This window comes from Bradyrhizobium sp. IC3195 (genome assembly GCF_020193585.1).
Taxonomy (GTDB): Bacteria; Pseudomonadota; Alphaproteobacteria; order Rhizobiales; family Xanthobacteraceae; genus Bradyrhizobium; species Bradyrhizobium yuanmingense.
In genome coordinates this window covers 1-25,895 of sequence record NZ_JADYVG010000005.1, presented here as the reverse complement: position 1 = coordinate 25,895, position 25,895 = coordinate 1, and the positions used below count along the sequence as shown (strand labels likewise).

Below are 25,895 nucleotides of genomic sequence, written 5' to 3'. Positions count from 1 at the left end.
CGCGCTTCGGCTCAATCGTCTCTTGGAAGACGCGCCGGAACGCCTCCTTGTCGTTGAGCCACCGTGTCAGAGCGACCTTAAACGAGTGCTAAGGCGGCACAGCGTGTGGCCGGACACCGCGTTATCGCGGAGCTTTTTAGACGATTTGGCGACGTCTTCGCTGCGAATGGTGAACGCGGGGTTTCACCCTGCTCCGCATGGTTTCGAATTGGTGGATGCGGGCGGCCGGCAGAACCATGGGTACGGGCGTCAATCGAAAATTTACCGGAACGTCGCTCCCGAAGAATCTTGCGTCAATTTTCCGCGAATTAAGCTCAAGGCAATCACTTGCGATTTATCGAGGATCGCTAGGTCCGACATCCGCGGGAGATCGCCGCGGGCGGAGTCTAACGGACAGGTCGATAAGATGCGCTTTCTGCTCCGCATCACATTCTGGCTCGGGCTGGTGCTGGTGCTCCTGCCGCGGGACAAGACGCCCGAATCGGACAAGCTGCCGCAGATCGGCGCCGCCGATGCGGTGCAAGCCGCGACCGCGGCCGTTTCCGACGTGACCCAGTTCTGCAAGCGCCAGCCGGCGGCCTGCGAGGTCGGCGGCCAGGCCGCGACCATCATCGGCCAGCGCGCCCAGGACGGCGCGAAGAAGCTCTATCAGATCATCAACGACAAGAAGGAGCAGATCACCAACGACAAGATCGACGGCGGCAGGAACGACGGCAGCAAGACCGACAGCAAGAAGGCGCCCGACCATACCGGCTCGATCGCGCTGGCCGGCGAAGGCGATTTTGCAGCGAGCGAGGCGCCGCGCGATACCCTGACCCAGGACGACCTTGCGCTCGAATGGCGCGGACCGGGGCCGGCGAATTAAGCGTCCAGGCCCTATCGATTTCAGGGCTTCGCGTCTCTATATTGGCGGTAAGCGGGAACTGCGGGCCGATATGACGACGATCGACGACATCAGGGATAATTTCGAACTTCTGGACGAGTGGGACGACCGCTACCGGTACGTCATCGAGCTCGGCCGCACTCTGGAACCGATGCCGGAGGCGGAACACTCGGCCGAGAACAAGGTGCAGGGCTGCGTCAGCCAGGTCTGGCTGCAGAAGACGGTCGATCGCAGCAATGGCGAGCCGGTCCTGAAATATCGCGGCGACAGTGACGCCCATATCGTGCGCGGGCTGGTCGCGATCGTGCTCGCGCTGTATTCGGGCCGCACGCCGCGGGAGATCCTCAATACCGACGCGATCGCCGTGTTCAACGAGTTCGGCTTTCGCGATCATCTGACGCCGCAGCGCTCCAATGGCCTGCGCTCGATGGTCGAGCGCATCAAGACCGATGCGAGAGAGGCGCTCGCGGAAGCGTCGTAAGATGCTCTCGTAGGGTGGGCAAAGTGGAGCGTGCCCACCTCCTGTGTATAATGAAAACTCGTGGGCACGGCGCTTTGCGCCTTTGCCCACCCTACAAGACCCCGACTACTTCCGCTTCCGCTGCTGCTGCCCGAGGCCCATCTGCTTGGCCAGTTGCGAGCGCGCCACCGCATAGTTCGGGGCGACCATGGGATAGTCGGCCGGCAAGCCCCACTTCTCGCGGTACTGCTCCGGCGTCATGTTGTACTGCGTGCGCAGATGGCGCTTCAGCGACTTGAAGCGCTTGCCGTCTTCGAGGCACACGAGATAATCGGGCGCGATCGACTTCTTGAGCGAGACGGCGGGCTTGGCCGGCTCCAGCGGCGCAGTCTCGGTGCGGCCTGACGAAACCCGCACCAAGGCGCCATGCACCTGACTGATCAGGTTCGGAATCTCGGCCGCCGGCGTCGGATTGTTGCTGAGATAGGCCGACACGATGCTCGCGGTCAGCTCGATGAAATTCTTCGCCCCCGCATCCGACATGCGCCCTCCCTTGTCCGCTTGTGGCTTACAGGATTGACGACACCGAAGTATTCCCTGTCAAGAATACATTCGGCTGAAACACGATGACTGACGGCGACGCACTGATTACTGGTGAAAGGCGCCGGTCTACTTGAGCGCGCGGTCGCTTCAACCGCGCTGGTCGAGATGGGCACGGAGCTCGTCGATCGAGGCAAAGCGCATCATGCCCTCCGGCATCTGCGCCTCGATGGAGCCATCGGAATAGAGCGAATAGGCCATGCCATCGACGACGCCGGACTTGAGCACCGTCACGGGTGCGGGCTCCACGGGCGGCGGCTCGGGTGGCGACGGTGGGGCGGTCTCTGCGGGGGTCGACGGCGAGCGCGGCGGCGGACGGCGCGGGGCGGCCTGCGGCTCCGACGCGCGCGTACGGTCCGGCTTCGGCCAGGCCACGTCAAAGCTCGCAGGGGGCGAAAGGTTCGGGGCCTCGCTGGGCTCCGCAGACGGCGGGGCAGTTTCAGTGGATTTTGCCTCCGCGCGCTCGCGCTCCTTGCGCGAGGTCGAGGCGAACAGCAGGTTGCGCCGGCGCGACGCTTCCGGAGCGGGAGGCGGTGTCGGGGCTTCCGGCTCCTGCTGCGGTGCCTCGGCACGCGGCCGCTCGCGCGCTGCAGCTTCGCTCTGCCACGGCGGCGGACTTGCGGGCGGTGGCGGCGGCGCCGGCTCGGCTCTCACCGCCGCAGCGGGCACCGGCTCGGGCGCGACTACGCCAGGCACAGCGAGGCCCGGCAGCGCGGGCCTGACCCGAACCTCGGATGGCGCGACCGCACCGGCCAGCCGGCGCGCGATGCCCCTGAGCTCGAGCAGCACCAGATGCAGGCCGACCAGTAACATTCCGGAGCAGACGCCAATGGTGCCGGAGACTATGAGAGTCCCACCGAGGCTGAATTCCCTGATCGTCATGCCGAAAATCACCGCGAGGAGACCCGCCAGTACGGCGCAAATCCCCACGATCAGCAATGCCAAATTCATCGAACCACCCCCGGCCGCGCATCACGCGCGAGAACCGCTACGCCACGATACCGTCATACGCTGTTCCACGCCAACGGCCAATTCTGGGCAGTGTTCCTAAAGGGAAGGAAATCAGGGACTTATTCACATTCCCTTCAGCCGGGGCTCGCTACTGCTAAAGCTGCTCGCAAAGTCATCTGAATGGGTGCCAACCGGAATTGCTGCGTCGCATCAGGAATTTAGCCATAATGCCCAATTACTTGGTAATGGAACTGCGCTATAGGGAGTCCGGGGTTGAGGCCCGCGCGCGCCAGCAGGGCCAAAAGGGGATTCCGGGGCACCGATAGCCATGACATCCATCACGACTTCGGCGATCGACACGCCTCAGCGGCGCTCGATCGAACGGACTTGCGACGATCTCGCCATGCTGGTGCTGGCCGCGGTCGCCGTCATTGCAGGCTTGACCTTCCGCGACTACGGGCTCGGCTGGGACGACTACACCCACGCCGAATATGCCGACCTGCTGCTGCGCATGTTCGGTTCCGGCTTCAAGGACACCGCGGCGCTCTCCTTCGCCAATCTCTACATGTATGGCGGCGGCTTCGACATGGTCGCGGCCCTGCTGCACAAGGTCATTCCGCTCGAGCTGTTCGAGACCCGCCGTCTGGTCGGCGCCATCGTCGGCGTAATCGGGCTTGCCGTGACATGGCGGCTCGGCCGCCGCATCGGCGGACCGCTTGCCGGTCTGGCTTCCCTCCTCCTGCTTGCGCTCTGCCCGACCTTTTACGGCCACATGTTCATGAACCCGAAGGATGCACCCTTCGCGGTCGCCATGGTCGTCCTGATGCTCGGCCTCGTCCGGCTCGCCGAGGAATATCCGCAGCCATCGCCGCGCACGATCCTGATCGTCGGCTTGGGGGCCGGCCTTTCGCTCGGCTGCCGTGTTCTCGGCGGACTCGCGCTGGTCTACGCCGTGGTCGGCTTCGTGCCGCTGTTCCTGGAGGAATTGCGCACCGAAGGTCCGCGCGAATCCGTTCGCCGCTTCGCCCATGTCGTCTATGTGTTGCTGCCAGGCCTCGTGCTCGGCTACCTCGTGATGGGCCTGATCTGGCCGTGGTCGATCATGGAGCCCGGCAATCCCTTGGCGGCGCTGACCTACTTCTCGCATTTCTTCGAGAAGCCATGGAAGGAGATGTTCGACGGTGCGATCGTGTCGGTGCCCGACATGCCCTGGTCGTATCTGCCGACGCTGTTCGCCCTGCAGCTGCCCGAGGTGATGCTGGTTCTGATGGGCGGTGCGATCGTCAGCACCTTCGCCATGCTGCCGCGGCGCGAGGTTCCGGCACGCCGCAAGACCATCCTCCTGATGCTGACGCTGGCTGCTACCCTGCCGCTCGCGATCGCGATGGTGAAGCGCCCGGCGCTCTACAACGGCATCCGCCATTTCGTCTTCGTGATCCCGCCGATGGCGGTGCTCGGCGGCGTCGCCTTCGCCTGGACCATGGAGCGCCTGCGGGCCAATCACCGCACCTGGCAGCCGGTCGTGCTCGCCACCTTCTGCTTCGGCCTTGCGCTGTCGCTCGCCGAGATGATCCGGCTGCACCCCTATCAATACACGCACTTCAACCACATTGCCGGCACCGTGCGCGGCGCCGACGACCGCTTCATGCTGGACTATTGGGGCCTCGCCTTGAAGCAGGCCTCCGACGGATTGCGCGAGCAGCTCGTCGAGCGCCAGGAAGTGCCGCCCGGCAACCGCAAATGGAAGGTGGCGGTGTGCGGTCCGCAGCGCCCGGCCCAGGTGGCGCTCGGGCCCGACTTCACCATCGGCTGGGATTCCAACGCGGCCGATTTCGCCATGACGCTCGGCGAGTTCTACTGCAAGGGCCTCACCGCCCCGGTCATGGTCGAGATCAAGCGCGACGACGTGGTGTTCGCGCGCGTCTACGACATCCGCGGCCGCGGCATTTCCAGCCTGCTGTCGATCCCGGCGCCGTAGGATTTCTCCGTATCCGTAGCCCGGATGGAGCGAAGCGTAATCCGGGACCTGTGGTATCGTGCGAGCTGCCCCGCATTCCGCTTCGCTCCATGCGGGCTACGTGCTCCATGCGGGCCACGCTTGACAGCCACGCTCCTCGCGCCTTGCCGCAAGCCTCTCCCGCGACTACGCTCCTCCTCCGCAACAACGAGGTTCGGAGAGATCAGCCATGTCGCCAGCAGAAGCCCGCCTGAGGGAAGTCCCCTCCAACATGACGGAGGCCGAGTGGCAGCAACGGGTCAATCTCGCCGCATGCTATCGCCTGGTCGCGCTGTACGGCTGGGACGATCTGGTCGACACCCACATCTCCGCGCGCGTGCCCGGTCCCGACCATCACTTCCTGATCAATCCCTACGGGCTGATGTTCGATGAAATCACGGCTTCCAGCCTCGTCAAGGTCGACCTGCACGGCAACCAGCTCTCCGAGAGCGAGTACAGCATCAACCCTGCCGGCTTCACCATCCATTCGGCGATCCACGAGGTGCGTGAGGACGCGATCTGCGTGCTGCATCTTCACACCCTCGACGGAACCGCGGTGTCGAGCAGCGCGGAAGCGCTCTTGCCCCTGAACCAGACCGCCCAGCTCGTCACCCACGACCTCGCCTATCACGACTATGAAGGCATCGCGCTCGACCACGAGGAGCGGCCGCGGCTGCAGAAGGATCTCGGCGACCACAACCACATGCTCCTGCGCAATCACGGCACGCTGACGGTCGGCCGCTCGGTCGCCTCCGCGTTCGAGCGCATGTACCATCTCGAGCGCGCCTGCTCGATGCAGGTGCGCACGCGCGCGCTCGGCACGCCGGTCTATCCGGTCGACGATATCGCGATCGAGAAGAACACCGAGCTGCTCGCCAACCGCGACCGCGCCGAGCTGCGCGCAAACAACCTCGTGTGGCCGCCCTTGCTGCGCAAGCTCGACCGCGTCAATCCCGGCTACCGGTCTTGAGATATTCACGAAATTGAGGTAGTGTTTCCGTCGAACTACCTCTGCACGTATTGGAATGAAACGCCGCCCAATTCCGGGCGGCGTTTTTGTTTCGTGAACTTCGTAGGGTGGATTAGCGAAGCGTAATCCACCTCTTCTCTTGGTGCAGCCCGCAAGAGTTGGTGGATTACGCCTTCGGCTAATCCACCCTACCGCACCGTGCCTATTTCACCTCCGCCAGCGCGGCGAGGATCCTTGCCCAGGAGCGGATGCCCTTCTGGAAGCTCTGCAGGTCGTATTTCTCGTTCGGCGAGTGGATGTTGTCGTCGTCGAGGCCAAACCCCACCAGCAGCGAGTCGAGGCCGAGCGTGCGCTTGAAGTCGGCGACGATCGGGATCGAGGCGCCCGAGCCCATCAGCACGGTCTCCTTGCCCCATTCCTCCGCGAGCGCCTTGCTGGCGGCGGCGAGCGGCTTCATGGTCCAGTCGAGCGCGACTGCGGGCGCGGCGGAATGGTCGCCGAACTCGACCTTGCAGTCGCCGGGAATGCGCGCCGTCACGTAATCACGGAAGGCCTTGCGGATCTTTTGCGGGTCCTGGCCCTGAACCAGGCGGAACGAGACCTTGGCCGAGGCATGCGAGGGGATCACGGTCTTTGAGCCCTCGCCGATATAGCCGCCCCAGATGCCGTTGACGTCGCAGGTCGGGCGCGTCGAGGCCTGCTCGACCAGCAGCCTGCCCTTCTCGCCAGCCGGGAGCGACAGCCCGACCGGCTTGAGAAAGGTCTCGGGCGTGAAATCGAGCTTCTTCCACTGCTCCAGGATATCGGGCGGCGTGTCCTTCACGCCGTCATAGAAGCCGGGGATGGTGATGCGGTTGTCGTCGTCGAACAGGCCACCCAGGATCTTCGTGAGCAGGCGGATCGGGTTCATCGCGGTGCCGCCGAACACGCCGGAATGCAGATCGCGATTGGCGGCGGTGATCTTGAGCTCTTCATAGAGCAGGCCGCGCAGCGAGGTCGTGATCGCCGGCGTGTTGCGGTCCCACATGCTGGTGTCGCACACCAGCACGTAATCGGCCTTGAACTCGTCCTTGTTGGCCTCGATGAAGGGCACGAAGTTCTTCGAGCCGACCTCCTCCTCGCCTTCGATCAGGAAGGTGACGTCGACCGGCAGCGAGCCCGTCACCTTCTTCCAGGCGCGGCAGGCCTCGACGAACGTCATCACCTGTCCTTTGTCGTCCTCGGCGCCGCGCGCGACGATGATCTTGCGGCCGTCGGCATGATCGGTGACGACGGGCTCGAACGGCGGACGGTGCCAGAGATCGAGCGGGTCGACCGGCTGCACATCGTAGTGGCCGTAGAACAGCACGTGCGGCCGGCCGCCCGCGCCGGTCTTGCCGACGACGGCGGGATGACCCGCGGTCGGCCTCACCTCGGTGGCAACACCGAGGCTGGCGATGTCCCTGGCGAGATGCTCGGCGGCAGCCTTGCAATCATCGGCGAAGGCGGGATCGGCCGAGATCGACTTGATCCGCAACAACGAGAACAGGCGCTGCAGGCTGTTATCGAAATCCTTGTCGATGTGGTCGAGCACGGATTGGAGCTGCGCGTTGGCCATGATTGCTATCCTGATTGTTGAGTCTCAAGAGGTCCGGGTTTTAGCGCCGGTGCGGCCTTAGGGCTAGCCGCAAGCGGCGGATGCCGGATGTGCCAGGCGAGACACCCTGCGAGGATGGCGGTCGCAGCGAGGTTGTTGCCCCAAGCCTGGAAGGCGAGCGGAAACCACGGCAGCGACAACAGCATGAGGATGCCGGCCGCACTGAGGGCAAGCCAGGTTCCCAGGCGCACATGCGCTCGCTCGTCGAAGGCGGCCCGATGCATCAACACCGTCACCGGGAAGTACAGCCACATGAAATAGTATTGCCGGGCCAGAGGCGAGGCGACCGTCATGAGACAGAACAAGATGCCGAGCTCTTCGGCATCCGAGCGCGCCGTCCGCCGCGCTTGCCGCGGCATGACCGCAACGAAGCCGAGCCCGAGCAGCGCCGACAGCGCGAGCACGATCCAGTTCGCCGTCCTGTAGTCGACCTCGATCAGATTCATGGTGCGCGGCGGCTTGCTGGGATCGTCCTGATTGTAGTTGATCGGCCGGACCAGCCGATGCGTGACGGCAATGAGGGACTGGTTGACCCACGACCAGTTCTGCTCGTCACGCTGGCCAAAGCCCTTTTCCGAGCTGGTCCCGACCATGCCCTGGTACCAGGTCGCCAGCTCGGCCGCGTTGCGCTCGAAGCCGCGGATCGGTGCCGGCACGACATAGAGAAGAATGCCGGTGAAGACGATCGCGCTGACCAGGGCCGCCCATTTGCGCCGCCAGGCCAGATAGGGCAGCACGGCGATCGGGAACACCTTGATGGCGGCGGCGAGCGCGAACATGAAGCCGGCCAGCCACGATCGCTGATGCCGCAAGCTCCAGAAGCCGTAGAGCATCATCGCCAGAAGGAGGAGGTTCGGCTGGCCGAGGTCGAACATGTCGAACACGAAGGTCACGGTGGCGACGACCGGCAGCGCCTCGAGCCAACGACCCGGCGCGCGGTCCGAGCCGGTCATGACCTGGGAGAACGCCGCGGTGTACCACCACGCCACGGCGTTCAAGATCGACAGGACGACATAGAGCGGGATCTTGCCGAACCAGCTCGGGATCGCCAGCAGGATTGCCGGCAGCGGTGGATAGATGAAATCGAAATGCTCGACGGCCGTGGCAGGATACAGCGGCCCACCCTCCAGGACCTGCTGTCCGGCCCAGTACCAGAGCGAGTAGTCCTTGGTCTTGCCGCGGCCGAAAATCTCGGGGACGAGCACGTGGGCGATCAGGAGGACGCAGCAGAGCAGAAAAAGCAGATCCAGCGGCGCACCCAGCGACGGGCGTCTGGGTGCGTCAGGCTTGGCCAACGGGGCGGGCGGGGTCACGATGTAGTCCTGAGCGGCGACGACACAGGACCTAGCAGACCGGCGAAGGCTTGCAGAGCCCTTCACCTGAATTTGTGCGCCGTGGTAGCTCGGACGAGCAGATATCAGGCGACGGTCAACGTTCTAGAGCTTCACCGGATACGACGACTGCCTCAAACCGGGCGCTCTGCCTAACGCCGTAGCAATCCGCCGAGCGCGCCGCGGACCAGCGTACGGCCGATCGAGCCGCCGAGTTGGCCGCCGAGCGACTTGCCGATATTGGCGGCCATCCCGCCGATCACCTGGTTGGTGACCGATCGCGTCACGTCGCGGGCAATGACCTGGCCGGTCGACAGACGACCTCGCTTGACGTTGGTGCCGAAGATGGTGCCGACGATCGAGCCGATCTGGCCGAGAACGCCGCCGCCTGCGCCGGCTCCACCATTTTGTGCGTCGGCAGGCGCAGCCGTGCCGGCTACGCGCTTCTGCAGCATCTCATTGGCGGACTCACGATCCACCGCGGTATCGTATTTGCCCTTCACCGGGCTCCTGCTCATGATCGCCTTGCGCTCCTCGGGCGTGATCGGCCCGATCCGCGCCGTCGGCGGCCGGATCATCACCCGCTCCACCATCGAAGGCGTGCCGTTGCCCTCGAGGAAGGACACCAGCGCCTCGCCCTTGCCGAGCTCCGTGATCACCTTGGCGGTGTCGAGCTTCGGGTTGGGCCGGAAGGTCTGCGCCGCAGCGGCGACCGCCTTCTGGTCGCGCGGCGTGAAGGCGCGCAGCGCATGCTGCACGCGACCGCCCAATTGGGCCAACACCTTGTCCGGCACGTCGATCGGATTCTGGGTGACGAAATAGACACCGACGCCCTTGGAGCGGATCAGACGAACCACCTGCTCGATCTTGTCCATCAACGCCTTCGGCGCATCGTTGAACAGCAGATGCGCCTCGTCGAAAAAGAACACCAGTTTTGGCTTCGGCAGGTCGCCGGCTTCCGGCAATTCCTCAAACAACTCCGACAGCAACCACAACAGAAAGGTAGCGTAGAGCCTGGGGCTCTCCATCAGCTTGTCGGCAACCAGGATGTTGACGATGCCGCGACCGTCGCTATCGGTCTTCATGAAATCCTTCAGCTCCAGTGCAGGCTCACCGAAGAATTTCGTTCCGCCCTGGTTTTCCAGCACCAGCAGCTGGCGTTGAATGGTTCCAACCGTCGCCTTGCTCACATTGCCGAAGCTCTGCGCGGCCTTCCGGATCTCGGCTAAAGGATCTTCCTCAGCATCCGGTCCCTTCTTGCCGCTGGCGGGCACAATCGCATCCAACAGCGATCGCAGATCCTTCATGTCCAACAATGGCAGGCCGTTCTCGTCCGCGACGCGGAATGCGACGTTGAGAACCCCTTCCTGCACCTCGTTCAGGTCGAGCATCCGCGCCAGCAATAGCGGCCCCATTTCGGTGACGGTGGCGCGGACCGGATGTCCCTGCTCGCCGAACACGTCCCAGAACACGGTCGAGAACTGGTCCGGCTGAAACTTGAGACCCATTTCGCCGGCGCGCTTGAGGATGAAGTCTTTGGCCTCGCCGACTTCCGAGATGCCGGAGAGGTCGCCCTTGATGTCGGCCGCGAAGACCGGAACACCGGCGCGCGCAAATCCTTCCGCCATCACTTGCAGCGACACGGTCTTGCCGGTTCCGGTTGCACCCGTGACGAGGCCGTGGCGATTGGCCAGCGCAAGCGTCAGCCAAGCCTGCTCGTCTCCCTTGCCGACGAAGATCTTGTCGTCGGTATCGCCGAGCTTGCTGTCCTGTGCGGTCATTATTCTCTCTGATCTTTCTGCCGAGTTTCGCGTCGCGAAACCCGAATGCACCAATTCCGTAGTTTAACGCATCTCGTGCGCCGATTAAATCGGTTCAGCGGCTCCTGCGCATGCGACATTGTCGGAAACAGACGGACAACATCGGCCGAAAGTCGGAATGGGGCGTTCGCATAGCGGCAATTTTTTGCCGATTCGTTCTAGGCTCTTGCACGGCGGCAACACTTTTCGCGCGTTCGCGACGGCGCCTGCGTTCATCGCTTGTATTTCACGTCACACCGGCTCAAGATCATTTTCGAAAGCAATATTCCGGCATGCAAACCGGCTGAGGGGCGGGGTCTTATGGACGAGCTGATCGGACGGCTGGCGACAAACGCCAGCATAGATGGTGCTGTCGCTGAAAAGACCGTCGGCATTATCCTGGCCTTCCTTCGCAACGAGGGCCCTTCCGACAGTGTGCAGGCCCTGATCGACCAGATCCCCGGAGCGGAAGCTGCGATCGAAGCCTCCAAGAGCGGTGGCGGTCTGTCGCGGCTGATGGGCGGCGGCTTGATGGCCGTCGGCACCCGCCTGATGGGCCTGGGGCTCGGCATGTCCGAGATTCAAAACGTCGCCCGTGAACTTTTCCGCTACGGGCGAGACAAAATCGGAGCGGATCAGATGGGCAAGATCATCGCGGGGACGCCGGGCCTCAGCCAGTTCGCCTGAGCGACGCTTTTCATATCGAGCATCATGACATATCCGATTTCCGAGATTGAGGGCCTGCCGGCCTTTGCCGCCAACAAGTTGAAGGCGCAAGGAATCCGCACCACCGACGCGCTGCTCGAGGCGGCGTCCACCGTGAAGGGCCGCAAGGCGCTTTCGGCCAAGACCGGCATCAGCGAGCAGCAATTGCTGGAATGGGCCAACGTCTCCGACTACATGCGCATCCCCGGCATGGGCAGGGCCAAGGTCGGGCTCGTCCGCGCCGCCGGCGTCACGACGGTGCGGGAGCTCGCCTATCGAAATCCGGCAAGGTTGGCGCAGAGCATGCGCGAGGCCAACGAGAAGAAGAAGCTGGTCCGCGTCCTGCCTTCCGAGAAGTCGGTCGGCGACATCATCGCCAAGGCCAAGAAGCTGCCGCCGAAGATTACGTATTAGCGCTGCGGACCAAGCTGGAGAGGTTGGGGTACCACTGCTCCCAGATCGTCATTGCGAGCGCAGCGAAGCAATTCAGAATCTTGCCGCGGTGACAGTCTGGATTGCTTCGCTGCGCTCGCAATGACGGAGGGTGGGCAAGAACATCGCATCCTCTCGGCCGTCTGCACGCATCGGAATGGCCGCGAATGGCCCCAATCCCGTCTTGACTCCCCCTGCCCGACAGCGCAATGCCACGCGCATGAATGCCTCGCCCTCCCCTTCCGTCCCGCCGGCCGGCTCGGCCGGGATCGACGTGCTGCGGACGCTCGTGGGCCGGCGGCTTCCTGCGGTGATGGGCGTGCTCAACATCACCCCGGATTCCTTCTCCGACGGCGGCGAGTTCATCGCGCCGGCGCGCGCGCTGGAGCGGGCGCGGGCGATGGTCGCCGCCGGCGTCGACATCATCGATATCGGCGCCGAATCCACCCGGCCCTACAAGGGCGCCCGGTCGGTCACGGCGGCGGAAGAGCTCGCGCGGCTGAAGCCGGTGCTCTCGGACGTCGTGGCGCTCGGTGTGCCTGTCTCGATCGACAGCATGAAGGCGGAGGTGGTGGCCTTCGCGCTCGACCAGGGCGCGGCGATCGCCAACGACGTCTGGGGCCTGCAGCGCGACGCCGGCATGGCACCGCTGATCGCCGCCAGAGGCGTTCCGGTCATCGTCATGCACAACCGCGACAGCGTCGATCCCGCCATCGACATCGTCGCTGACATCAAGACATTCTTCCTGCGGTCGCTCGATATTGCCGCGAAGGCAGGTATCGCGCGCGAAAAAATCGTGCTCGATCCCGGGATCGGCTTCGGCAAGACCGCCGAGCAGAGCATGACCGCGCTGGCGCGCTTGCGCGAGCTCGACATGTTCGGCCTGCCGATCCTGGTCGGCGCCTCGCGCAAACGCTTCATCGCCTCGGTGTCGCCGTCGGAGCCATCGGAGCGGCTCGCCGGCTCGATCGCGGCGCATCTGATCGCCGCGCAGCGCGGCGCCAAGATCATCCGGACCCACGACGTCGCCGAAACCCTGCAGGCCCTGCGGGTGGCGCAGGCCATCGAGAGCAAGCAATGACCGACACGATCTTCGTCACCGGCCTGTCGATCCATGCCCGCCACGGCGTGATGGATCACGAAACCGAGGTCGGCCAGCGTTTCGTCATCGATCTCGAGCTCTATACCGACCTGTCGGAGCCTGCGCGCAGCGACCGGCTCGCGGACACGGTGTCCTACGCCGATGTCGTGGCGACGACGACGGCGGCGTTCAAGAACACCAATTACAAACTCCTGGAGCGCGCGGCCGGCGCGGTGGCCGATGCCATCCTGTCGCACTTTCCGCGCATCCGCGCCGTGAAGGTCACCGTGCACAAGCCGCACGCGCCGATCGCCGCGATCTTCGACGATGTCGGCATCGTGCTGACGCGCTCGCGGCATCCCTAGCATGGCGAGCGTGCTGATCGCACTCGGCGGCAATGTCGGCGATGTCCGCGCGACGTTCAAGAAGGCGATCGCTCATATCTGCGGCATGGCACAGGCGGCGCTGATCGCGCGCTCGTCCGACTATACGACCCCGCCCTGGGGCGACGAGGACCAGGATCCCTTCATCAACGCCTGCATCGAGATCGAGACCAGCCTCGATCCGCATGCGCTATTGTTCGTGCTGCAGAAAGTCGAGCAGAAGTTCGGCCGCACGCGAACCAAGGCGCGGCGCTGGGGCCCGCGCACGCTCGATCTCGACATGATCGCCTATGACGATGTCTCCTTGCGGAAGCCCGACCTGACGCTGCCGCATCCGCGCCTGTTCGAGCGCGCCTTCGTGCTGGTGCCGCTGGCCGAAATCGCATCTGACCGCGTGATCTCGGGCATTCGTGTGCGTGACGGGCTCGCCAGCGTCTCGGCGCAAGGCATTGAGCGGCTTCCGGATACCGGTTAACCAAAAACAACCGTTTGCAGGAACGGACCGCCATGGCAATTTCGCCTGCGAATAACAAGACGTTCGGGAGCCCCGCGCCGCATGACCTCCGTGACTGACGACCTGCCGCTGGCGGCGGATTTTCCCAAGGCCACGCCTGAGGACTGGCGCAAGCTGGTCGACAGCGTGCTGAAGGGCGCGCCGTTCGAAAAGCTGGTCGGCAAGACCTATGACGGCATCAAGATCGAACCGCTCTATCCGCGCGCGAAGGGCATTGCGCCGGTGATGGGCCGGCCGCCGGCTGCGCCGTGGCAGGTCGTGCAGCGGATCGACCATCCCGATGCGGCGCTCGCGAATGCGCAGGCGCTGCAGGATCTGGAGAACGGTGCGACCGGGCTTGCGCTGGTGTTCGCCGGCGCCAATGGCGCGCGCGGTTTCGGCCTGGAACCGTCGGCCGAGGCGGTGGCAAAGATCCTGAAAGACATTCACCTCGACGCCGGCATCGGCATCGAGCTCGAGATCGGACCGCAATCGCGGATGGCCGCGATCCATGTCGCGGAATATGTGAAGAGCAACGGCCTCGATCCCGGCACCTGCAACATCCGCTTCGGGCTGGATCCGCTCGCGGCGGGCGCGGTGTGGGGCCACAGCCCCTATACCTGGGACGAAATTGCCCCCGTGATTACGGGCGCCATCAAGGGCCTCGCCGGGCTCGGCTTCAAGGGGCCGTTCGCCTCCGCCGACGGCCGCGTGGTCCATGATGCCGGCGGCTCGGAGGTGCAGGAGCTCGCTTTCGTGCTGGCCTGCGGCATCGCTTACCTGCGCGCGATCGAAGGTGCGGGCATTCCGCTGGAGACCGCGCAGGGCATGGTCTATGCGCGGCTCGCCGCTGATGCCGACCAATTCCTGACCATGGCCAAGTTCCGCGCGCTGCGGCTGTTATGGGCGCGCATCGGGAGCGCTTGCGGCCTGACGCCGAAACCGCTGTTCATCGCCGCCGATACCGCCTGGCGCATGCTGACGCAGCGCGATCCCTACGTGAACATGCTGCGCGCGACCATGGCGGCGTTCGCCGCGGGACTGGCGGGTGCCAACGCCATCACCGTGCTGCCGCATACGCTGGCGCTCGGCCTGCCTGATCCGTTCGCGCGGCGCGTGGCGCGCAACACGCAGCTTCTGCTGCTGGAGGAGAGCAACCTCGCCAAGGTCAGCGATCCCGCGGCGGGGGCTGGTGGCATCGAGACTCTGACGGCGCAGCTGTGCGATGCCGCGTGGGCCCTGTTCCAGGAGAGCGAGAGCGCCGGTGGCGCGTTCGCGGCGCTTCAGCAGGGTGTGTTCCAAAGCAAGGTCGCGGCCACGCGCAAGGCGCGCGAGGCCAATATCGCGAAGCGCCGGGACATACTGACCGGCGCCAGCGAGTTTCCGAACCTGCACGAGAGCGAAGCCACTGTCCTGAAGGCAGCGCCGATCGCGCTTCCACCCTACGGCGAACAGACCTACAAGTTTGAGGCGCTGCCTCCGATCCGTCTCGCGGAACCGTTCGAGGCGCTGCGCGACAAATCCGACGCGAGTTTGAAGGCGCGGGGCGCACGGCCAAAGGTGTTCCTGGCCAATCTCGGCACGCCCGCCGATTTCACCGCGCGCGCGACGTTCGCGAAGAGCTTCTTCGAGGCGGGCGGCATTGAGGCCATTGACAGCGAGGGCTTTGCCGATCCGGCGAAGCTGGCCGCGGCCTTCAAGGCCTCCGGCACCGAGCTGGCCTGTCTGTGTTCCAGCGACAAGGTCTATGCGGAACACGCCGAAGCCGCGGCAAAGGCCCTGCAATTGGCCGGCGGGCGACATATCTACCTGGCAGGCAGGCCGGCCGAGGCCGAGGCGGCGCTGCGAGCCGCCGGCGTCACGGGCTTTGTCTTCGCCGGAGGCGATGCGCTTGCGGCACTGCAGGACGCCTACCGACGGATGGAACAGCGATGACCGACACCAGCAAACCCGTTCTCACCGGCGGCTGCCAATGCGGCGCCGTGCGATTTGCGGTCATGACGGCGCCGACCAGGATTTCGATCTGCCACTGCCGGATGTGCCAGAAGGCGAGCGGCGCGCCGTTCGCCTCTTTGGCCGACATCAACAAGACCGATTTCGCCTGGACCAAGGGCAAGCCGTCGTTCTTCCGCTCCTCCTCGATCGCCGATCGCGGCTATTGCGCCGCCTGCGGCACGCCGCTGAGCTTCGGCCGCATCGACGGCGATCGCATCGAGATCATGACCGGTACCTTCGATCGCCCTGACCGGGTCGTGCCGACGCGGCAGTTCGGCATCGAATCCCGCCTCGGCTGGGTGGTCGGCATCGCCAATCTGCCGAGCCAGACCACGCAACAGAACTACGGACCGGAGAAGATGGCGACCATCGTCAGCCATCAGCATCCGGATCATGATTGAGCGCTTATGAAATGGTTGAAGCCATGAGCCGCATTCCGAATTTCGCCGACGTCGCCTTCGAGCGGACCGCAACCGCCGCGCCCACTGGCAGCGCCGAGCCGTGGCTGACACCGGAGGGCATCCTGGTGAAGCCCGCTTATGGCGAGGCTGATCTGACCGGGCTCGATTTCCTCGAGACCTATCCGGGCATCGCGCCGTATCTGCGCGGCCCCTACCCGACCATGTATGTCAACCAGCCCTGGACGGTCAGGCAATATGCCGGCTTCTCCACGGCGGAGGATTCCAACGCGTTCTATCGCCGCAATCTCGCGGCGGGGCAAAAGGGCCTCTCGGTCGCGTTCGATCTTGCCACCCATCGCGGCTATGACTCGGATCATCCGCGCGTCGGCGGCGATGTCGGCATGGCCGGCGTTGCCATCGATTCCATCTACGACATGCGCACGCTGTTTGCAGGGATTCCGCTCGACCAGATGAGCGTGTCCATGACCATGAACGGCGCGGTGCTGCCAATCCTCGCGCTCTATGTCGCCGCCGCCGAGGAACAGGGCGTGCCGCCGGAGAAGCTGTCGGGCACCATTCAGAACGACATTCTGAAAGAGTTCATGGTGCGCAACACCTACATCTATCCGCCGGCGCCCTCGATGCGGATCATCTCGGACATCTTCGCCTACACCTCTCAAAAGATGCCGAAGTACAATTCGATCTCGATCTCCGGCTATCACATGCAGGAGGCCGGCGCGACGCAGGATCTCGAGCTCGCCTATACGCTGGCTGACGGCGTCGAATATTTGCGCGCCGGCCTTGCCGCAGGGCTCGACGTCGACCGCTTCGCGCCGCGGCTGTCGTTCTTTTGGGCGATCGGGATGAACTTCTTCATGGAGGTTGCCAAGCTGCGCGCGGCGCGCCTGCTTTGGGCGAAGCTGCTCAAGCCGTTCAATCCGAAAGACCCGCGCTCACTGTCGCTGCGCACGCACAGCCAGACCTCGGGATGGTCGCTGACCGCGCAGGACGTCTTCAACAACGTGATGCGCACGACGGTGGAAGCGATGGCGGCCACCCAAGGCCACACCCAATCGCTCCACACCAACGCGCTCGACGAGGCCTTGGCGCTGCCGACCGATTTCTCGGCGCGCATCGCCCGCAACACCCAGCTGTTCCTGCAGCAGGAGAGCGGCACCACCCGCATCATCGATCCCTGGGGCGGCTCGTATTATGTGGAGCGGCTCACGCGCGACCTCGCCGCCAAGGCCTGGGGCCACATCCAGGAGGTCGAGGAGCTTGGCGGCATGGCGAAGGCGATCGAAGCGGGCGTGCCGAAGCTGCGCATCGAGGAGGCCTCGGCCAAGACGCAGGCGCGGATCGACGCCGGCAAGCAGGCGGTGATCGGCGTCAACAAGTACAAGCCGACCGACGAGGACAAAATCGAGATCCTGAAGGTCGACAATACCAATGTCCGCCGGCTTCAGATCGACAAGCTGACGCGGCTGAAGTCCGAGCGTAACCAGAAGGACGTCGACGCCGCGCTCGCTGCGATCACCCGTTCGGCGGGCGAAGGCAACGGCAATCTGCTGGCGCTCGCGATCGATGCGGCACGCGCCAAGGCGACCGTTGGCGAAATTTCTGACGCAATGGAGAAAGTGTTCGGCCGGCACCGCGCCGAGATCAAATCCATCACCGGCGTTTACAAGCGGGAGGCGTCCAGCATGGGCACCCAGGTCGAAAAGGTTCAGGCGCTGATCGACGCCTTCGAGGAGGCCGAGGGCCGCCGCCCGCGCATCCTGGTCGCCAAGATCGGCCAGGACGGCCATGACCGCGGCCAGAAGGTGATCGCGTCGGCGTTCGCCGATATCGGCTTCGACGTCGACATCGGGCCGCTGTTTGCCACCGCCGACGAAGCCGCGCGGCAGGCGGTCGAGAATGACGTGCACATTCTCGGCGTCTCCTCGCTGGCCGCCGCCCATCTGACCGCTGTGCCGGAGCTGAAAGCCGCACTGAAGAAGCAGGGCCGCGACGACATCATGATCATCGTCGGCGGCGTGGTGCCGCCGCAGGATTACGATGCGCTCTATGCCGCCGGCGCCGAGGCGATCTTCCCGCCCGGCACGGTGATCGCGGACGCCGCCGAGGAGCTGATCCGCAAGCTGAACGCCCGGCTGGGGCATAGCGAGGCGGCGGAGTAGATGATAGACTGGCCGTGTGACGGCCAGGTGTGTCCATGACGCGTGACGAAATCGTCGCTGCGATACGCAAGAACGCGGATGCCATCCGAGGCAAGGGCGTAGCAAAGCTTGCCATCTTCGGCTCGCGAGCCGGCAACGATTATCGGCCTGATAGCGATATCGACGTGCTCGTCGAGATCGAGCCGGACACCTCGTTTTCCCTGCTCAACTTGATCGATGTCGAGCACATCATCGAGGATGCGACTGGCTTGCAAGCACAGGCAACTGTTCGCCGCTCCATCTCTCCCCGCTTTGCGGAGCGGATCGCAGACGATATTGTCGAAATATTCTGACGCTCACGCAGGAGCACTAACCTTGAAGTTCATCGCCGGTTTGAGCGTCGCCCTGGCGCTGAGCGCAACATGTGCGTTTTCCGCCCACGCCGCCGATCCCAAACCCGATGCGATCGTCAAGACCAAGAGCATCGAAGCGCGCGTCTTCCTCGGCGACAGGATCAAGGCGGATGCGGCGCTGGCGGCGGACTGCCTCGCGGAGGGCAAGAAGTGGCTCGACAAGAATGCCGCGGAAGCCGCTGCCGCGCGCAAAGCGGAGCCGCAGTTCTTCAAGGAGGGCGGCTGGGAGTTCGAGCGCAAATATGAAATCCGCTCCGTGGTTGCCGACCGCTATGTCAGCGTCCTGCGCAACGACTACATGAACACACGCGGCGCCCATCCTAATTCGGACGTGAACACGATCCTGTGGGACAAGGCCGCCAACAAGCGCATCTCGATCCGTCCATTCTTCACCGAGACCGCCGATGGCGGCCCCACCATGAAGGCGATGGTGAAGGCCATCATCGCTTCGCTGACGGACGAGAAGAAGAAGCGCGGCGCCGGAGAGACCGCGACCGACGAGTGGTTCAAGTCCGTGGAGCCGCGCCTCCTCAAGATCGGCGCGGTGACGCTCGCGCCCTCCACCGAGGCCGGCAGGAGTTCCGGCCTCAACTTCCACTATCCGCCCTATGCCGTCGGCCCCTACGCTGAGGGCGAGTATGTCGCTTTCGTGCCGTGGGAGACGCTGAAGCCTTACCTCACATCGGAGGGCGCCCGCATCTTCGGCGGCGCGCGGCCCAAGGGCGACGCGGACGAGCCGTGAGCTGAGGCTAACGGGATCGCGGACGGGTTCGGGCCAGCGTCCGCGCGAGCGAATCCGTCCAATCGGGAATCCAGGAGGCAAACAGCGCTTTCCAGCGCTCGGCGTCCGCAGGTTCAGTTTCGAGCGCAACCGACCATTCGATGAAGGTTCGGTTGCCCTCGATGATCGGACGCAGATGCATGGTGCCTTGGTATCGCGCCGGCGCCGGACTCCGGCCGTCGTCGTCTTGCGGATAGGGTATCGCTTCGAGACCGGCATAGGTCAGGCTGTGCTGCAGGTCCGAGTGATCGACCAGGCGCTGGCGGATCCAGTTTCCGAGATAGCAGAAGCGCCTGACGGCGCCGACTTCATCGCCGCGCCTGTTGTCTTCGATCTCGCTCTCGCTCACGCCGTCGATATAGGCGGGGTAGTTGTTGAAATCGCGGATCAGGGACCAGACGTCGTCGAGCGGGTGGTCCAGCACGGCGCTGTAATAGGCTTGGGTCATCGGTGGCTTGCCTTTGGTTTCGTTGCGCGCACAGGTTGGCTAGGCGCGCGGACAAAACCCACCCGATTTCCGACCGGCCATTCGACGGGCCGTCTGCTTTCACACAACATGGCGATTCCAGTTGGTAGCGCTACCTTGCGGCGGCGACGTAAAGCCGACTAGAATGCCGGAGTTGACAAGAGCGCCTGACATCACGGGCGCCGCTGGGAGGCATTAAATGTCCAAGATTTCGCGCCGCAGCTTTGCGGCTTCCACCGCCGCTCTCGCGGCCTCCGCCGCTTTTGGCTTCAAGCCCGCGCTCGCACAAGCCTATCCGGCGCGGCCCGTCACCGTGATCGTGCCCTGGGGCGCCGGCGGCGGCACCGATGCCACCGCGCGCATCGTCGCAGCGCTGCTGGAGAAAGACCTCGGCCAGCCCTTCAACGTGGTCAACCGCACCGGCGGCTCCGGCGTGGTCGGCCATAGCGCGATCGCGACCGCGCAGCCCGACGGCTACACCATCGGCATGCTGACCGTCGAAATCTCGATGATGCACTGGCAGGGCCTCACCGACCTGACGCCGAAGAGCTACACGCCGCTGGCGCTGATGAACGAGGATCCGCCCGGCATCCAGGTCTCCTCCTCCTCGCCCTACAAGACGGTCAAGGAGCTCGCCGATGCGATCAAGGCGGCGCCTCCGGGGAAGTTCAAGGCTTCCGGCACCGGCCAGGGCGGCATCTGGCATCTGGCGCTGGTCGGCTGGATGCAGGCGATGGGCCTGCCCGCCAACCAGGTCGCCTGGGTGCCGTCGAATGGCGCGGCACCCGCAATGCAGGATCTCGCGGCCGGCGGTGTCGACCTCACCACCTGCTCGGTGCCGGAAGCGCGCGCCATCATCGAGGCCGGCAAGGCCAGGAGCCTTGCCATCATGGCGCCCGCGCGCAATCCGGTGTTCAAGGACGTGCCGACGCTGAAGGAGGCCATGGGCATCGACTACGCAACCGGCGCCTGGCGCGGCATTGCGGGGCCGAAAAATCTGCCGCCGGAGATCGCAACCAAGCTCACTGCGGCACTGAAGAAGGTCTACGACTCCGCCGAGTTCAAGGACTTCATGAGCAATCGCGGCTTCGGCACCGTGTGGGGCGATGCGGCCCATTTCGCGGGCTTCATGGACAAGGGCGACGCCCAGATGGGCGAGGCGATGAAGGCCGCGGGCCTGAGCAAGGCGTGATCCGCACCTGCGACGCCTTGATCGGGGTGCGAGGAACTCTCCGCAAGTCCATCTCTCACCTCCTCCGCGGAGACTCCCCCTCACCCCAACCCTCTCCCCGCAAGCGGGGAGAGGGAGCGCACCCCCTGTAGGACTCCCCCTATGCGTCTTCCCGACTCCGTCACGGGATCGTTTCTCGTCGCGCTCGGCGCGGCTGCCGCCTATGGCGGCTACATTCTGCCGCCGGTGCCGGGGCAGCCGGTCGGCCCCAATGTATTTCCGCTGGTGATCGGCTGCGGCCTTGCACTGTGCGGGCTCGCGATCGTGTTCGGTATCGGCCGTTCCTTCGAGGAGGAGGAAGAGCTGGTCCCGTTCGAGGACGGCCAGGCGGCTGCCCCGCCACCGCAGGGCAAGCTCTACGGCCTGCGCGCGCTGCTGCCGCCGGCGCTGCTGCTGTTCTACGTTGTTGCCGCCGACCGGCTCGGATTCATCATCACCGCGGCAATCATGGTCTACGTGACCTCGACCGCGCTCGGGGCGAAGTGGAAGCTGGCGCTGCCGCTCGCGATGCTCTCGCCATTCGCCATCCATCTCATCTTCGGCAAGCTGCTCCGCGTGCCGCTACCGGTTGGCCTGCTGCCGACGCCCTGGTGATCGATGTTGAAGACCCTGATTGATGCGTTCGCGCTGATCTCCACCTGGGAGGTCATCATCTCCATGTTCGCAGCCTCCGTGTATGGGCTGGTGATCGGCTCGCTGCCGGGCCTGTCGGCGACGATGGCGACCGCCCTGCTCGTCCCGGTCACCTTCTATCTGTCACCGATCGCGGCGATCGCGACTATCGTCGCGGCGTCCTCGATGGCGATCTTCTCCGGCGACATTCCCGGCGCGCTGCTGCGTATCCCGGGCACGCCCGCATCCGCGGCTTACGCGGATGAAGCCTACGCCATGACGCGCAAGGGCCAGGCCGAGCTGGCGCTAGGGGCCGGCGTCTGGTTCTCCGCGGTCGGCGGCATCGCCGGCGTGCTGTCGCTGATGATCCTGGCGCCGCCGTTGGCCGAGATCGCGCTGTCGTTCTCGACCTTCGAATATTTCTGGTTGGCGCTGCTCGGCCTGATGTGCGCCACCCTGGTGGCGCGTTCCTCGCCCGTGAAGGCGATCGCTGGCATGTTCATCGGCCTGCTCGTCGCCTGCATCGGCATCGAGAATCCCGGCGGCATCCCGCGCTTCACCTTCGGCCTGACCGATCTGTTCGGCGGCATCGAGCCGATCCCGGCCCTCGTCGGCGTGTTCGCGGTGGCGCAGGTGATGCGCGCGATGCTGACGCCCGAACCGCCGCCGCTGCCGCGGCGCAAATTCGGAAGCATCATGGCCGGCCAATGGAAGCTGACCAAGCTCTATCGCTGGCAGATGACGCGCGGGAACATCGTCGGCATCATCATCGGTGTGCTGCCCGGCGCCGGCGCCGACATGGCCGCCTGGGTCTCCTATGCGATGTCGAAGCGCTTCTCCAAGGAGCCGGAAAAGTTCGGCACCGGCCATGTCGAGGGCCTGGTCGAGGCCGGCGCCAGCAACAATGCCAGCATCGCCTCCGGCTGGGTGCCTTCGCTGCTGTTCGGCATCCCCGGCGACACCATCGCCGCGATCGCGATCGGCGTGCTCTACATGAAGGGCCTCAATCCCGGCCCGACGCTGTTCACCGAGAAGGCGTCGAGCATGTACGCGATCTACCTGATGTTCATCATCGCGAATATCCTCATGATCCCGCTCGGCATCGCGATGATCCGCGTCGCCACCTACATCCTGCTGGCACCGCGCTCGGCGATCATGCCGATCATCATGCTGTGCTGCGCGGTTGGCTCGTTCGCGATCGGCAACAACATGTTCGGCGTCGTCACCGTCGCCGCCTTCGGCGTGATCGGCTATGTCATGGAGACGAACGGCTATCCCGTCGCCGCCATGGTGCTCGGCATCGTCATGGGCACCATGGTGGAGCAGGCCTTCGTCACCTCGCTGATCAAGTCGGACGGCAGCATCTTGCCGTTCTTCGAGCGTCCGGTCGCGGCCATCCTCGCCGCGATGGCGATCGGCGCGCTGCTCTGGCCGGTCATGGTGTGGATCTGGCGCAAGGTGAAACAGCCGCAGACCGCCGCGGCAACGACCCGGTGATATCGGGCGGGCGGGCCTCGCCTGCCCCGCCGGGGCAGGCCGAGCAGGCCTGCTATCGCTGGGCCGGGCCCTCGCCCTGTGCTAATGTCCGGCCATGACCGAGGTCGCAGACATTCCACTCCAGACGATTGTCGGAAAGCTCCGAGAGCTTGCTCCCGCCTTGAGGGCTGCGGGCATCAATCGCCTGTTCCTGTTTGGGTCCCGAGCGCGCGGCGACGCGCGCCCCGACAGCGACCTCGATGTTCTGGTCGAGACGACCCCGCATGGGCAAGAGCCACGTTTCGATTACTTCAAGGCTGTAAAACTGATCGAGGATCACATCGGCCTCGAAACTCAAATATCGATGCGAAACTTACTAAAGCCCCGCATGGCGGAACGCATCGCCGACGATTTGGTCGAGGTGTTCTGAATGCGGCCCACCGTCGAGGACCGGTTGCGAGACATTCTCGAAGCCATTGTCGAGATCGAGGCGTTGCTTGCGGGCTATGACTTCGCGCGCTTCACCGCCGACAAGACCAGCCGTATGGCCACTGAACGCTATTTGGAAGTCATTTGCGAGGCCGCACGGCGATTGCCCGACGAGATGAAGAAAGATGCGTCGAGCATAGATTGGCAAGCAATGGTGAATTTCGGCAATCGTTTGCGCCACGCCTATCATGCAACGGATGTTGGGATTGTATGGGCGATCGTTCAAGATCATCTCTTTCCAATGAAATCTTTCGTCGAAGGGCGCATGCGACCGTCCAGTTGACGTGGACTCGCACGCCCATAAGCAATGATGACCAGTCCCAAATCCACCGACATCAAATCCCTCGCCCGTGACCTTCGCGCCGGCAGTCGTGCGGCCCTCGCCCGGACGATCACGCTGGTGGAGAGCCGGCGCGCCGACCATCAGGCGCTGGCGCGGGAGCTGGTACAGATGCTGCTGCCGGACACCGGCAAGGCGTTTCGCGTCGGCATCACGGGATCGCCGGGCGTCGGCAAGTCGACCACGATCGATGCGCTGGGTACGTATCTGATCGAGCAGGGCCACAAGGTCGCGGTGCTCGCGGTCGATCCGTCCTCGGCGCGCAGCGGCGGCTCGATCCTCGGCGACAAAACGCGGATGGCGCGGCTGTCAGCTTCCGATGCAGCCTTCATCCGACCCTCGCCGTCCTCGGGCACGCTTGGCGGTGTCGCGGCGAAGACGCGCGAGGCGATGCTGTTGTGCGAGGCCGCGGGCTTCGGCGTCGTGCTGGTGGAAACCGTCGGCATCGGCCAGTCCGAGACCGCCGTGTGCGACATGACCGACTTCTTCCTCGCCCTGATGCTGCCGGGCGGCGGCGACGAGCTGCAGGGCATCAAGAAGGGCCTGGTCGAGCTCGCCGACATGATCGCGATCAACAAGGCCGATGGCGACAATTTAAAGCGCGCCAAGATCACCGCGGCCGATTATCGCGGCGCGCTGCATATTCTGGCGCCGCGGTCCGAGCATTGGCATCCGCCGGTCGAGACCTATTCGGCGCTGACCGGCGACGGCATCGCAAAGATCTGGCAGAAGATCCTGGATCACCGCAAGGCGATGAACGCCTCCGGCGATTTCGCCGCGCGGCGGCGCGAGCAGCAGGTGAAGTGGATGTGGTCGATGCTGGAGCAGCGCATGCTGGCACGGCTGCGCAGCGAGGCCTCGGTGCGGAGCAAGGTCCGAAAGATCGAGGCCGAGGTCGCCGATGGCCATCTTACGCCGGCGCTCGCCGCCGAGCAGATGCTGGAGTTGCTGCAATGAGCGACAAGCTCCGCATTCTCCTCACCGGCTTCGGTCCGTTTCCCGGTGCGCCCCATAATCCGACCCAGCCGCTGGTGGCGCGGCTGGCGCAATTGCGCCGGCCCGCGCTCGACGATGTCGTGCTCTCGAGCCACATCTTCCCGGTCACCTATGCCGCGGTCGACCGGCAATTGCCCGACGTGCTCGCTGCGCAAAAGCCCGACGCGCTGCTGATGTTCGGCCTCGCCGCCCGCACGCCTTACCTGCGCATCGAGACGCGGGCGCGCAACGCCGTCACCATGCTCTGGCCCGACGCCGCCAACACCCACTCGACCAAGCGCGGTATCGCCGGTCATGCCGACGCGATGATGTTCGGCCCGCACACCGCAAGGCTGCTGCGCGCCGCGCGACTCACCGGCATCGACGCGCGTCCCTCGCGCGACGCCGGCGCCTATCTCTGCAACTACTTAAGCTGGCGCGCGATCGAGCGCGTGAAGGCGGGCGGACCCAGGCTTGCGGCGTTCATCCACATTCCGCTGCTCGCGCGCAGCGGCGGCGTGCGCCGCAAGGGCGCAGCCCGCATCACGCTGGAGGAACTGGTGGATGCGGGGGAAGCGATGCTGATGGAGATGGTGCAGTTGGCACGCAAGGCGCGCGCTTCGTAGGGTGGATTAGCAAAGCGTAATCCACCTCATCTCCATCAACGGTTCCGTACTCGCGGTGACATGGTGGGTTACGCCTTCGGCTAACCCACCCTGTACCCTTCTGGCGTTCGGAGGCCAGTCAGTTGGTGTAGGCTGGTCGCCGGGCCGATCCGCCGGGAGCCGCCTTGCCCACCTGTGCCTAGAGCACCGACGTAGGACCCGCGCCCTGGCG

The 25,895-nt window shown here is 64.9% G+C and carries 27 protein-coding genes; 21 read left to right on the top strand and 6 right to left on the bottom strand.

What is annotated here, in order from left to right:
* Positions 1 to 406: 406 nt before the first annotated feature.
* Entirely contained in the window at positions 407 to 865 is a 459-nt protein-coding gene (locus I6F09_RS12790; protein ID WP_036005913.1) for a DUF5330 domain-containing protein, read from the top strand.
* 70 nt (positions 866 to 935) lie between these two features.
* Positions 936 to 1,364, top strand: a complete 429-nt coding sequence (locus I6F09_RS12785) for a SufE family protein (protein WP_057027182.1) — start codon at positions 936 to 938, stop codon at positions 1,362 to 1,364.
* A gap of 105 nt (positions 1,365 to 1,469) precedes the next feature.
* On the opposite strand, the gene I6F09_RS12780 is transcribed toward I6F09_RS12785, so the two are convergent.
* Both I6F09_RS12780 and I6F09_RS12775 read right to left on the bottom strand, forming a co-directional pair.
* On the bottom strand, positions 1,470 to 1,886 hold the full coding sequence (locus I6F09_RS12780; protein WP_036005917.1) for a MucR family transcriptional regulator: 417 nt from the start codon (positions 1,884 to 1,886) through the stop codon (positions 1,470 to 1,472).
* A 147-nt stretch (positions 1,887 to 2,033) separates the two neighbouring features.
* Positions 2,034 to 2,894 (bottom strand): DUF308 domain-containing protein, encoded by an 861-nt coding sequence (locus tag I6F09_RS12775; RefSeq protein ID WP_225188204.1) that lies wholly within the window; start codon positions 2,892 to 2,894, stop codon positions 2,034 to 2,036.
* A 328-nt stretch (positions 2,895 to 3,222) separates the two neighbouring features.
* Here I6F09_RS12775 and I6F09_RS12770 point away from each other — a divergent pair, with 328 nt between their 5' ends.
* Together I6F09_RS12770 and I6F09_RS12765 are read left to right on the top strand one after the other, a co-directional pair.
* Positions 3,223 to 4,872: a glycosyltransferase family 39 protein gene (locus I6F09_RS12770; protein ID WP_074447486.1), complete on the top strand. Its 1,650-nt coding sequence runs from the start codon at positions 3,223 to 3,225 to the stop codon at positions 4,870 to 4,872.
* 208 nt (positions 4,873 to 5,080) lie between these two features.
* The gene (locus I6F09_RS12765; RefSeq protein ID WP_225188203.1) at positions 5,081 to 5,860 is read left to right on the top strand and encodes a class II aldolase/adducin family protein; all 780 of its coding nucleotides are present in this window, start codon (positions 5,081 to 5,083) and stop codon (positions 5,858 to 5,860) included.
* Between the two features lie 202 nt (positions 5,861 to 6,062).
* Here the strand turns inward: I6F09_RS12765 and I6F09_RS12760 are convergent, their stop codons facing one another.
* From I6F09_RS12760 to I6F09_RS12750, 3 genes are all read right to left on the bottom strand, one after another.
* Positions 6,063 to 7,457 (bottom strand): M20/M25/M40 family metallo-hydrolase, encoded by a 1,395-nt coding sequence (locus I6F09_RS12760; protein ID WP_157281489.1) that lies wholly within the window; start codon positions 7,455 to 7,457, stop codon positions 6,063 to 6,065.
* A gap of 5 nt (positions 7,458 to 7,462) precedes the next feature.
* Positions 7,463 to 8,809, bottom strand: coding sequence for a glycosyltransferase family 87 protein (locus tag I6F09_RS12755; RefSeq protein ID WP_225188202.1), 1,347 nt, complete (start codon positions 8,807 to 8,809; stop codon positions 7,463 to 7,465).
* A 170-nt stretch (positions 8,810 to 8,979) separates the two neighbouring features.
* Positions 8,980 to 10,608, bottom strand: a complete 1,629-nt coding sequence (locus I6F09_RS12750) for a helicase HerA-like domain-containing protein (protein WP_225188201.1) — start codon at positions 10,606 to 10,608, stop codon at positions 8,980 to 8,982.
* 339 nt (positions 10,609 to 10,947) lie between these two features.
* On the opposite strand from I6F09_RS12750, the gene I6F09_RS12745 reads away from it, so the two are divergent.
* From I6F09_RS12745 to I6F09_RS12700, 10 genes are all read left to right on the top strand, one after another.
* Positions 10,948 to 11,313, top strand: a complete 366-nt coding sequence (locus tag I6F09_RS12745; protein WP_057027235.1) for a hypothetical protein — start codon at positions 10,948 to 10,950, stop codon at positions 11,311 to 11,313.
* 24 nt (positions 11,314 to 11,337) lie between these two features.
* Entirely contained in the window at positions 11,338 to 11,745 is a 408-nt protein-coding gene (locus I6F09_RS12740) for a DUF4332 domain-containing protein (protein ID WP_036005985.1), read from the top strand.
* A 238-nt stretch (positions 11,746 to 11,983) separates the two neighbouring features.
* Positions 11,984 to 12,844 (top strand): dihydropteroate synthase, encoded by an 861-nt coding sequence (gene folP, locus I6F09_RS12735; protein ID WP_225188200.1) that lies wholly within the window; start codon positions 11,984 to 11,986, stop codon positions 12,842 to 12,844.
* Positions 12,841 to 13,209 carry a dihydroneopterin aldolase gene (folB, locus tag I6F09_RS12730; protein ID WP_036005989.1) on the top strand — a complete coding sequence of 123 codons (369 nt, stop codon included), beginning with the start codon at positions 12,841 to 12,843 and terminating at the stop codon, positions 13,207 to 13,209. Before folP ends, folB begins: the two co-directional genes overlap by 4 nt.
* Before the next feature lies 1 nt (position 13,210).
* Positions 13,211 to 13,702, top strand: coding sequence for a 2-amino-4-hydroxy-6-hydroxymethyldihydropteridine diphosphokinase (gene folK, locus I6F09_RS12725; RefSeq protein WP_225188199.1), 492 nt, complete (start codon positions 13,211 to 13,213; stop codon positions 13,700 to 13,702).
* Between the two features lie 81 nt (positions 13,703 to 13,783).
* Positions 13,784 to 15,655, top strand: coding sequence for a methylmalonyl-CoA mutase family protein (locus I6F09_RS12720; protein WP_225188198.1), 1,872 nt, complete (start codon positions 13,784 to 13,786; stop codon positions 15,653 to 15,655).
* Positions 15,652 to 16,116 carry a GFA family protein gene (locus tag I6F09_RS12715; protein ID WP_057027174.1) on the top strand — a complete coding sequence of 155 codons (465 nt, stop codon included), beginning with the start codon at positions 15,652 to 15,654 and terminating at the stop codon, positions 16,114 to 16,116. The genes I6F09_RS12720 and I6F09_RS12715 overlap by 4 nt, the downstream gene beginning before the upstream one ends.
* Before the next feature lie 23 nt (positions 16,117 to 16,139).
* Positions 16,140 to 18,296 (top strand): methylmalonyl-CoA mutase, encoded by a 2,157-nt coding sequence (gene scpA, locus I6F09_RS12710; protein ID WP_225133449.1) that lies wholly within the window; start codon positions 16,140 to 16,142, stop codon positions 18,294 to 18,296.
* 35 nt (positions 18,297 to 18,331) lie between these two features.
* Positions 18,332 to 18,628, top strand: coding sequence for a nucleotidyltransferase domain-containing protein (locus tag I6F09_RS12705; RefSeq protein ID WP_109144401.1), 297 nt, complete (start codon positions 18,332 to 18,334; stop codon positions 18,626 to 18,628).
* Between the two features lie 22 nt (positions 18,629 to 18,650).
* Positions 18,651 to 19,430: an RsiV family protein gene (locus tag I6F09_RS12700; RefSeq protein WP_225188197.1), complete on the top strand. Its 780-nt coding sequence runs from the start codon at positions 18,651 to 18,653 to the stop codon at positions 19,428 to 19,430.
* A gap of 7 nt (positions 19,431 to 19,437) precedes the next feature.
* Here the strand turns inward: I6F09_RS12700 and I6F09_RS12695 are convergent, their stop codons facing one another.
* Positions 19,438 to 19,917: an SRPBCC family protein gene (locus tag I6F09_RS12695; RefSeq protein ID WP_225188196.1), complete on the bottom strand. Its 480-nt coding sequence runs from the start codon at positions 19,915 to 19,917 to the stop codon at positions 19,438 to 19,440.
* Positions 19,918 to 20,134: 217 nt separating this feature from the next.
* Here I6F09_RS12695 and I6F09_RS12690 point away from each other — a divergent pair, with 217 nt between their 5' ends.
* The 7 genes from I6F09_RS12690 (at position 20,135) to I6F09_RS12660 (ending at position 25,684) form a co-directional block, all read left to right on the top strand.
* Entirely contained in the window at positions 20,135 to 21,127 is a 993-nt protein-coding gene (locus I6F09_RS12690; protein WP_036006004.1) for a tripartite tricarboxylate transporter substrate binding protein, read from the top strand.
* Positions 21,128 to 21,268: 141 nt separating this feature from the next.
* The gene (locus I6F09_RS12685) at positions 21,269 to 21,760 is read left to right on the top strand and encodes a tripartite tricarboxylate transporter TctB family protein (protein ID WP_109144402.1); all 492 of its coding nucleotides are present in this window, start codon (positions 21,269 to 21,271) and stop codon (positions 21,758 to 21,760) included.
* A 3-nt stretch (positions 21,761 to 21,763) separates the two neighbouring features.
* The gene (locus tag I6F09_RS12680; protein WP_036023147.1) at positions 21,764 to 23,275 is read left to right on the top strand and encodes a tripartite tricarboxylate transporter permease; all 1,512 of its coding nucleotides are present in this window, start codon (positions 21,764 to 21,766) and stop codon (positions 23,273 to 23,275) included.
* 94 nt (positions 23,276 to 23,369) lie between these two features.
* A complete protein-coding gene (locus I6F09_RS12675) occupies positions 23,370 to 23,684 on the top strand; it encodes a nucleotidyltransferase domain-containing protein (RefSeq protein ID WP_036006010.1) in 315 nt (104 codons plus the stop codon).
* Positions 23,685 to 24,026 carry a DUF86 domain-containing protein gene (locus I6F09_RS12670; protein WP_074447491.1) on the top strand — a complete coding sequence of 114 codons (342 nt, stop codon included), beginning with the start codon at positions 23,685 to 23,687 and terminating at the stop codon, positions 24,024 to 24,026. It abuts the gene before it with no gap.
* A gap of 27 nt (positions 24,027 to 24,053) precedes the next feature.
* Positions 24,054 to 25,040, top strand: a complete 987-nt coding sequence (gene meaB / locus I6F09_RS12665) for a methylmalonyl Co-A mutase-associated GTPase MeaB (protein WP_225188195.1) — start codon at positions 24,054 to 24,056, stop codon at positions 25,038 to 25,040.
* Positions 25,037 to 25,684, top strand: coding sequence for a pyroglutamyl-peptidase I (locus I6F09_RS12660; protein WP_225149880.1), 648 nt, complete (start codon positions 25,037 to 25,039; stop codon positions 25,682 to 25,684). Before meaB ends, I6F09_RS12660 begins: the two co-directional genes overlap by 4 nt.
* Positions 25,685 to 25,895 lie beyond the last annotated feature (211 nt).

Excerpts from the sequence above, each read along its gene's own strand:
- I6F09_RS12715 (WP_057027174.1), top strand. The coding sequence starts at position 15,652 with ATGACCGACACCAGCAAACCCGTTCTCACCGGCGGCTGCCAATGCGGC.
- folB (WP_036005989.1), top strand. The coding sequence starts at position 12,841 with ATGACCGACACGATCTTCGTCACCGGCCTGTCGATCCATGCCCGCCAC.
- I6F09_RS12745 (WP_057027235.1), top strand. The coding sequence starts at position 10,948 with ATGGACGAGCTGATCGGACGGCTGGCGACAAACGCCAGCATAGATGGT.
- I6F09_RS12680 (WP_036023147.1), top strand. The coding sequence starts at position 21,764 with ATGTTGAAGACCCTGATTGATGCGTTCGCGCTGATCTCCACCTGGGAG.
- I6F09_RS12740 (WP_036005985.1), top strand. The coding sequence starts at position 11,338 with ATGACATATCCGATTTCCGAGATTGAGGGCCTGCCGGCCTTTGCCGCC.
- I6F09_RS12670 (WP_074447491.1), top strand. The coding sequence starts at position 23,685 with ATGCGGCCCACCGTCGAGGACCGGTTGCGAGACATTCTCGAAGCCATT.
- I6F09_RS12760 (WP_157281489.1), bottom strand. The coding sequence starts at position 7,457 with ATGGCCAACGCGCAGCTCCAATCCGTGCTCGACCACATCGACAAGGAT.
- I6F09_RS12785 (WP_057027182.1), top strand. The coding sequence starts at position 936 with ATGACGACGATCGACGACATCAGGGATAATTTCGAACTTCTGGACGAG.
- I6F09_RS12765 (WP_225188203.1), top strand. The coding sequence starts at position 5,081 with ATGTCGCCAGCAGAAGCCCGCCTGAGGGAAGTCCCCTCCAACATGACG.
- I6F09_RS12780 (WP_036005917.1), bottom strand. The coding sequence starts at position 1,886 with ATGTCGGATGCGGGGGCGAAGAATTTCATCGAGCTGACCGCGAGCATC.
- I6F09_RS12690 (WP_036006004.1), top strand. The coding sequence starts at position 20,135 with ATGTCCAAGATTTCGCGCCGCAGCTTTGCGGCTTCCACCGCCGCTCTC.
- folP (WP_225188200.1), top strand. The coding sequence starts at position 11,984 with ATGAATGCCTCGCCCTCCCCTTCCGTCCCGCCGGCCGGCTCGGCCGGG.
- meaB (WP_225188195.1), top strand. The coding sequence starts at position 24,054 with ATGACCAGTCCCAAATCCACCGACATCAAATCCCTCGCCCGTGACCTT.
- I6F09_RS12705 (WP_109144401.1), top strand. The coding sequence starts at position 18,332 with ATGACGCGTGACGAAATCGTCGCTGCGATACGCAAGAACGCGGATGCC.
- folK (WP_225188199.1), top strand. The coding sequence starts at position 13,211 with ATGGCGAGCGTGCTGATCGCACTCGGCGGCAATGTCGGCGATGTCCGC.
- I6F09_RS12695 (WP_225188196.1), bottom strand. The coding sequence starts at position 19,917 with ATGACCCAAGCCTATTACAGCGCCGTGCTGGACCACCCGCTCGACGAC.
- scpA (WP_225133449.1), top strand. The coding sequence starts at position 16,140 with ATGAGCCGCATTCCGAATTTCGCCGACGTCGCCTTCGAGCGGACCGCA.
- I6F09_RS12660 (WP_225149880.1), top strand. The coding sequence starts at position 25,037 with ATGAGCGACAAGCTCCGCATTCTCCTCACCGGCTTCGGTCCGTTTCCC.
- I6F09_RS12685 (WP_109144402.1), top strand. The coding sequence starts at position 21,269 with ATGCGTCTTCCCGACTCCGTCACGGGATCGTTTCTCGTCGCGCTCGGC.
- I6F09_RS12750 (WP_225188201.1), bottom strand. The coding sequence starts at position 10,608 with ATGACCGCACAGGACAGCAAGCTCGGCGATACCGACGACAAGATCTTC.
- I6F09_RS12775 (WP_225188204.1), bottom strand. The coding sequence starts at position 2,894 with ATGAATTTGGCATTGCTGATCGTGGGGATTTGCGCCGTACTGGCGGGT.
- I6F09_RS12675 (WP_036006010.1), top strand. The coding sequence starts at position 23,370 with ATGACCGAGGTCGCAGACATTCCACTCCAGACGATTGTCGGAAAGCTC.
- I6F09_RS12770 (WP_074447486.1), top strand. The coding sequence starts at position 3,223 with ATGACATCCATCACGACTTCGGCGATCGACACGCCTCAGCGGCGCTCG.
- I6F09_RS12720 (WP_225188198.1), top strand. The coding sequence starts at position 13,784 with ATGACCTCCGTGACTGACGACCTGCCGCTGGCGGCGGATTTTCCCAAG.
- I6F09_RS12790 (WP_036005913.1), top strand. The coding sequence starts at position 407 with ATGCGCTTTCTGCTCCGCATCACATTCTGGCTCGGGCTGGTGCTGGTG.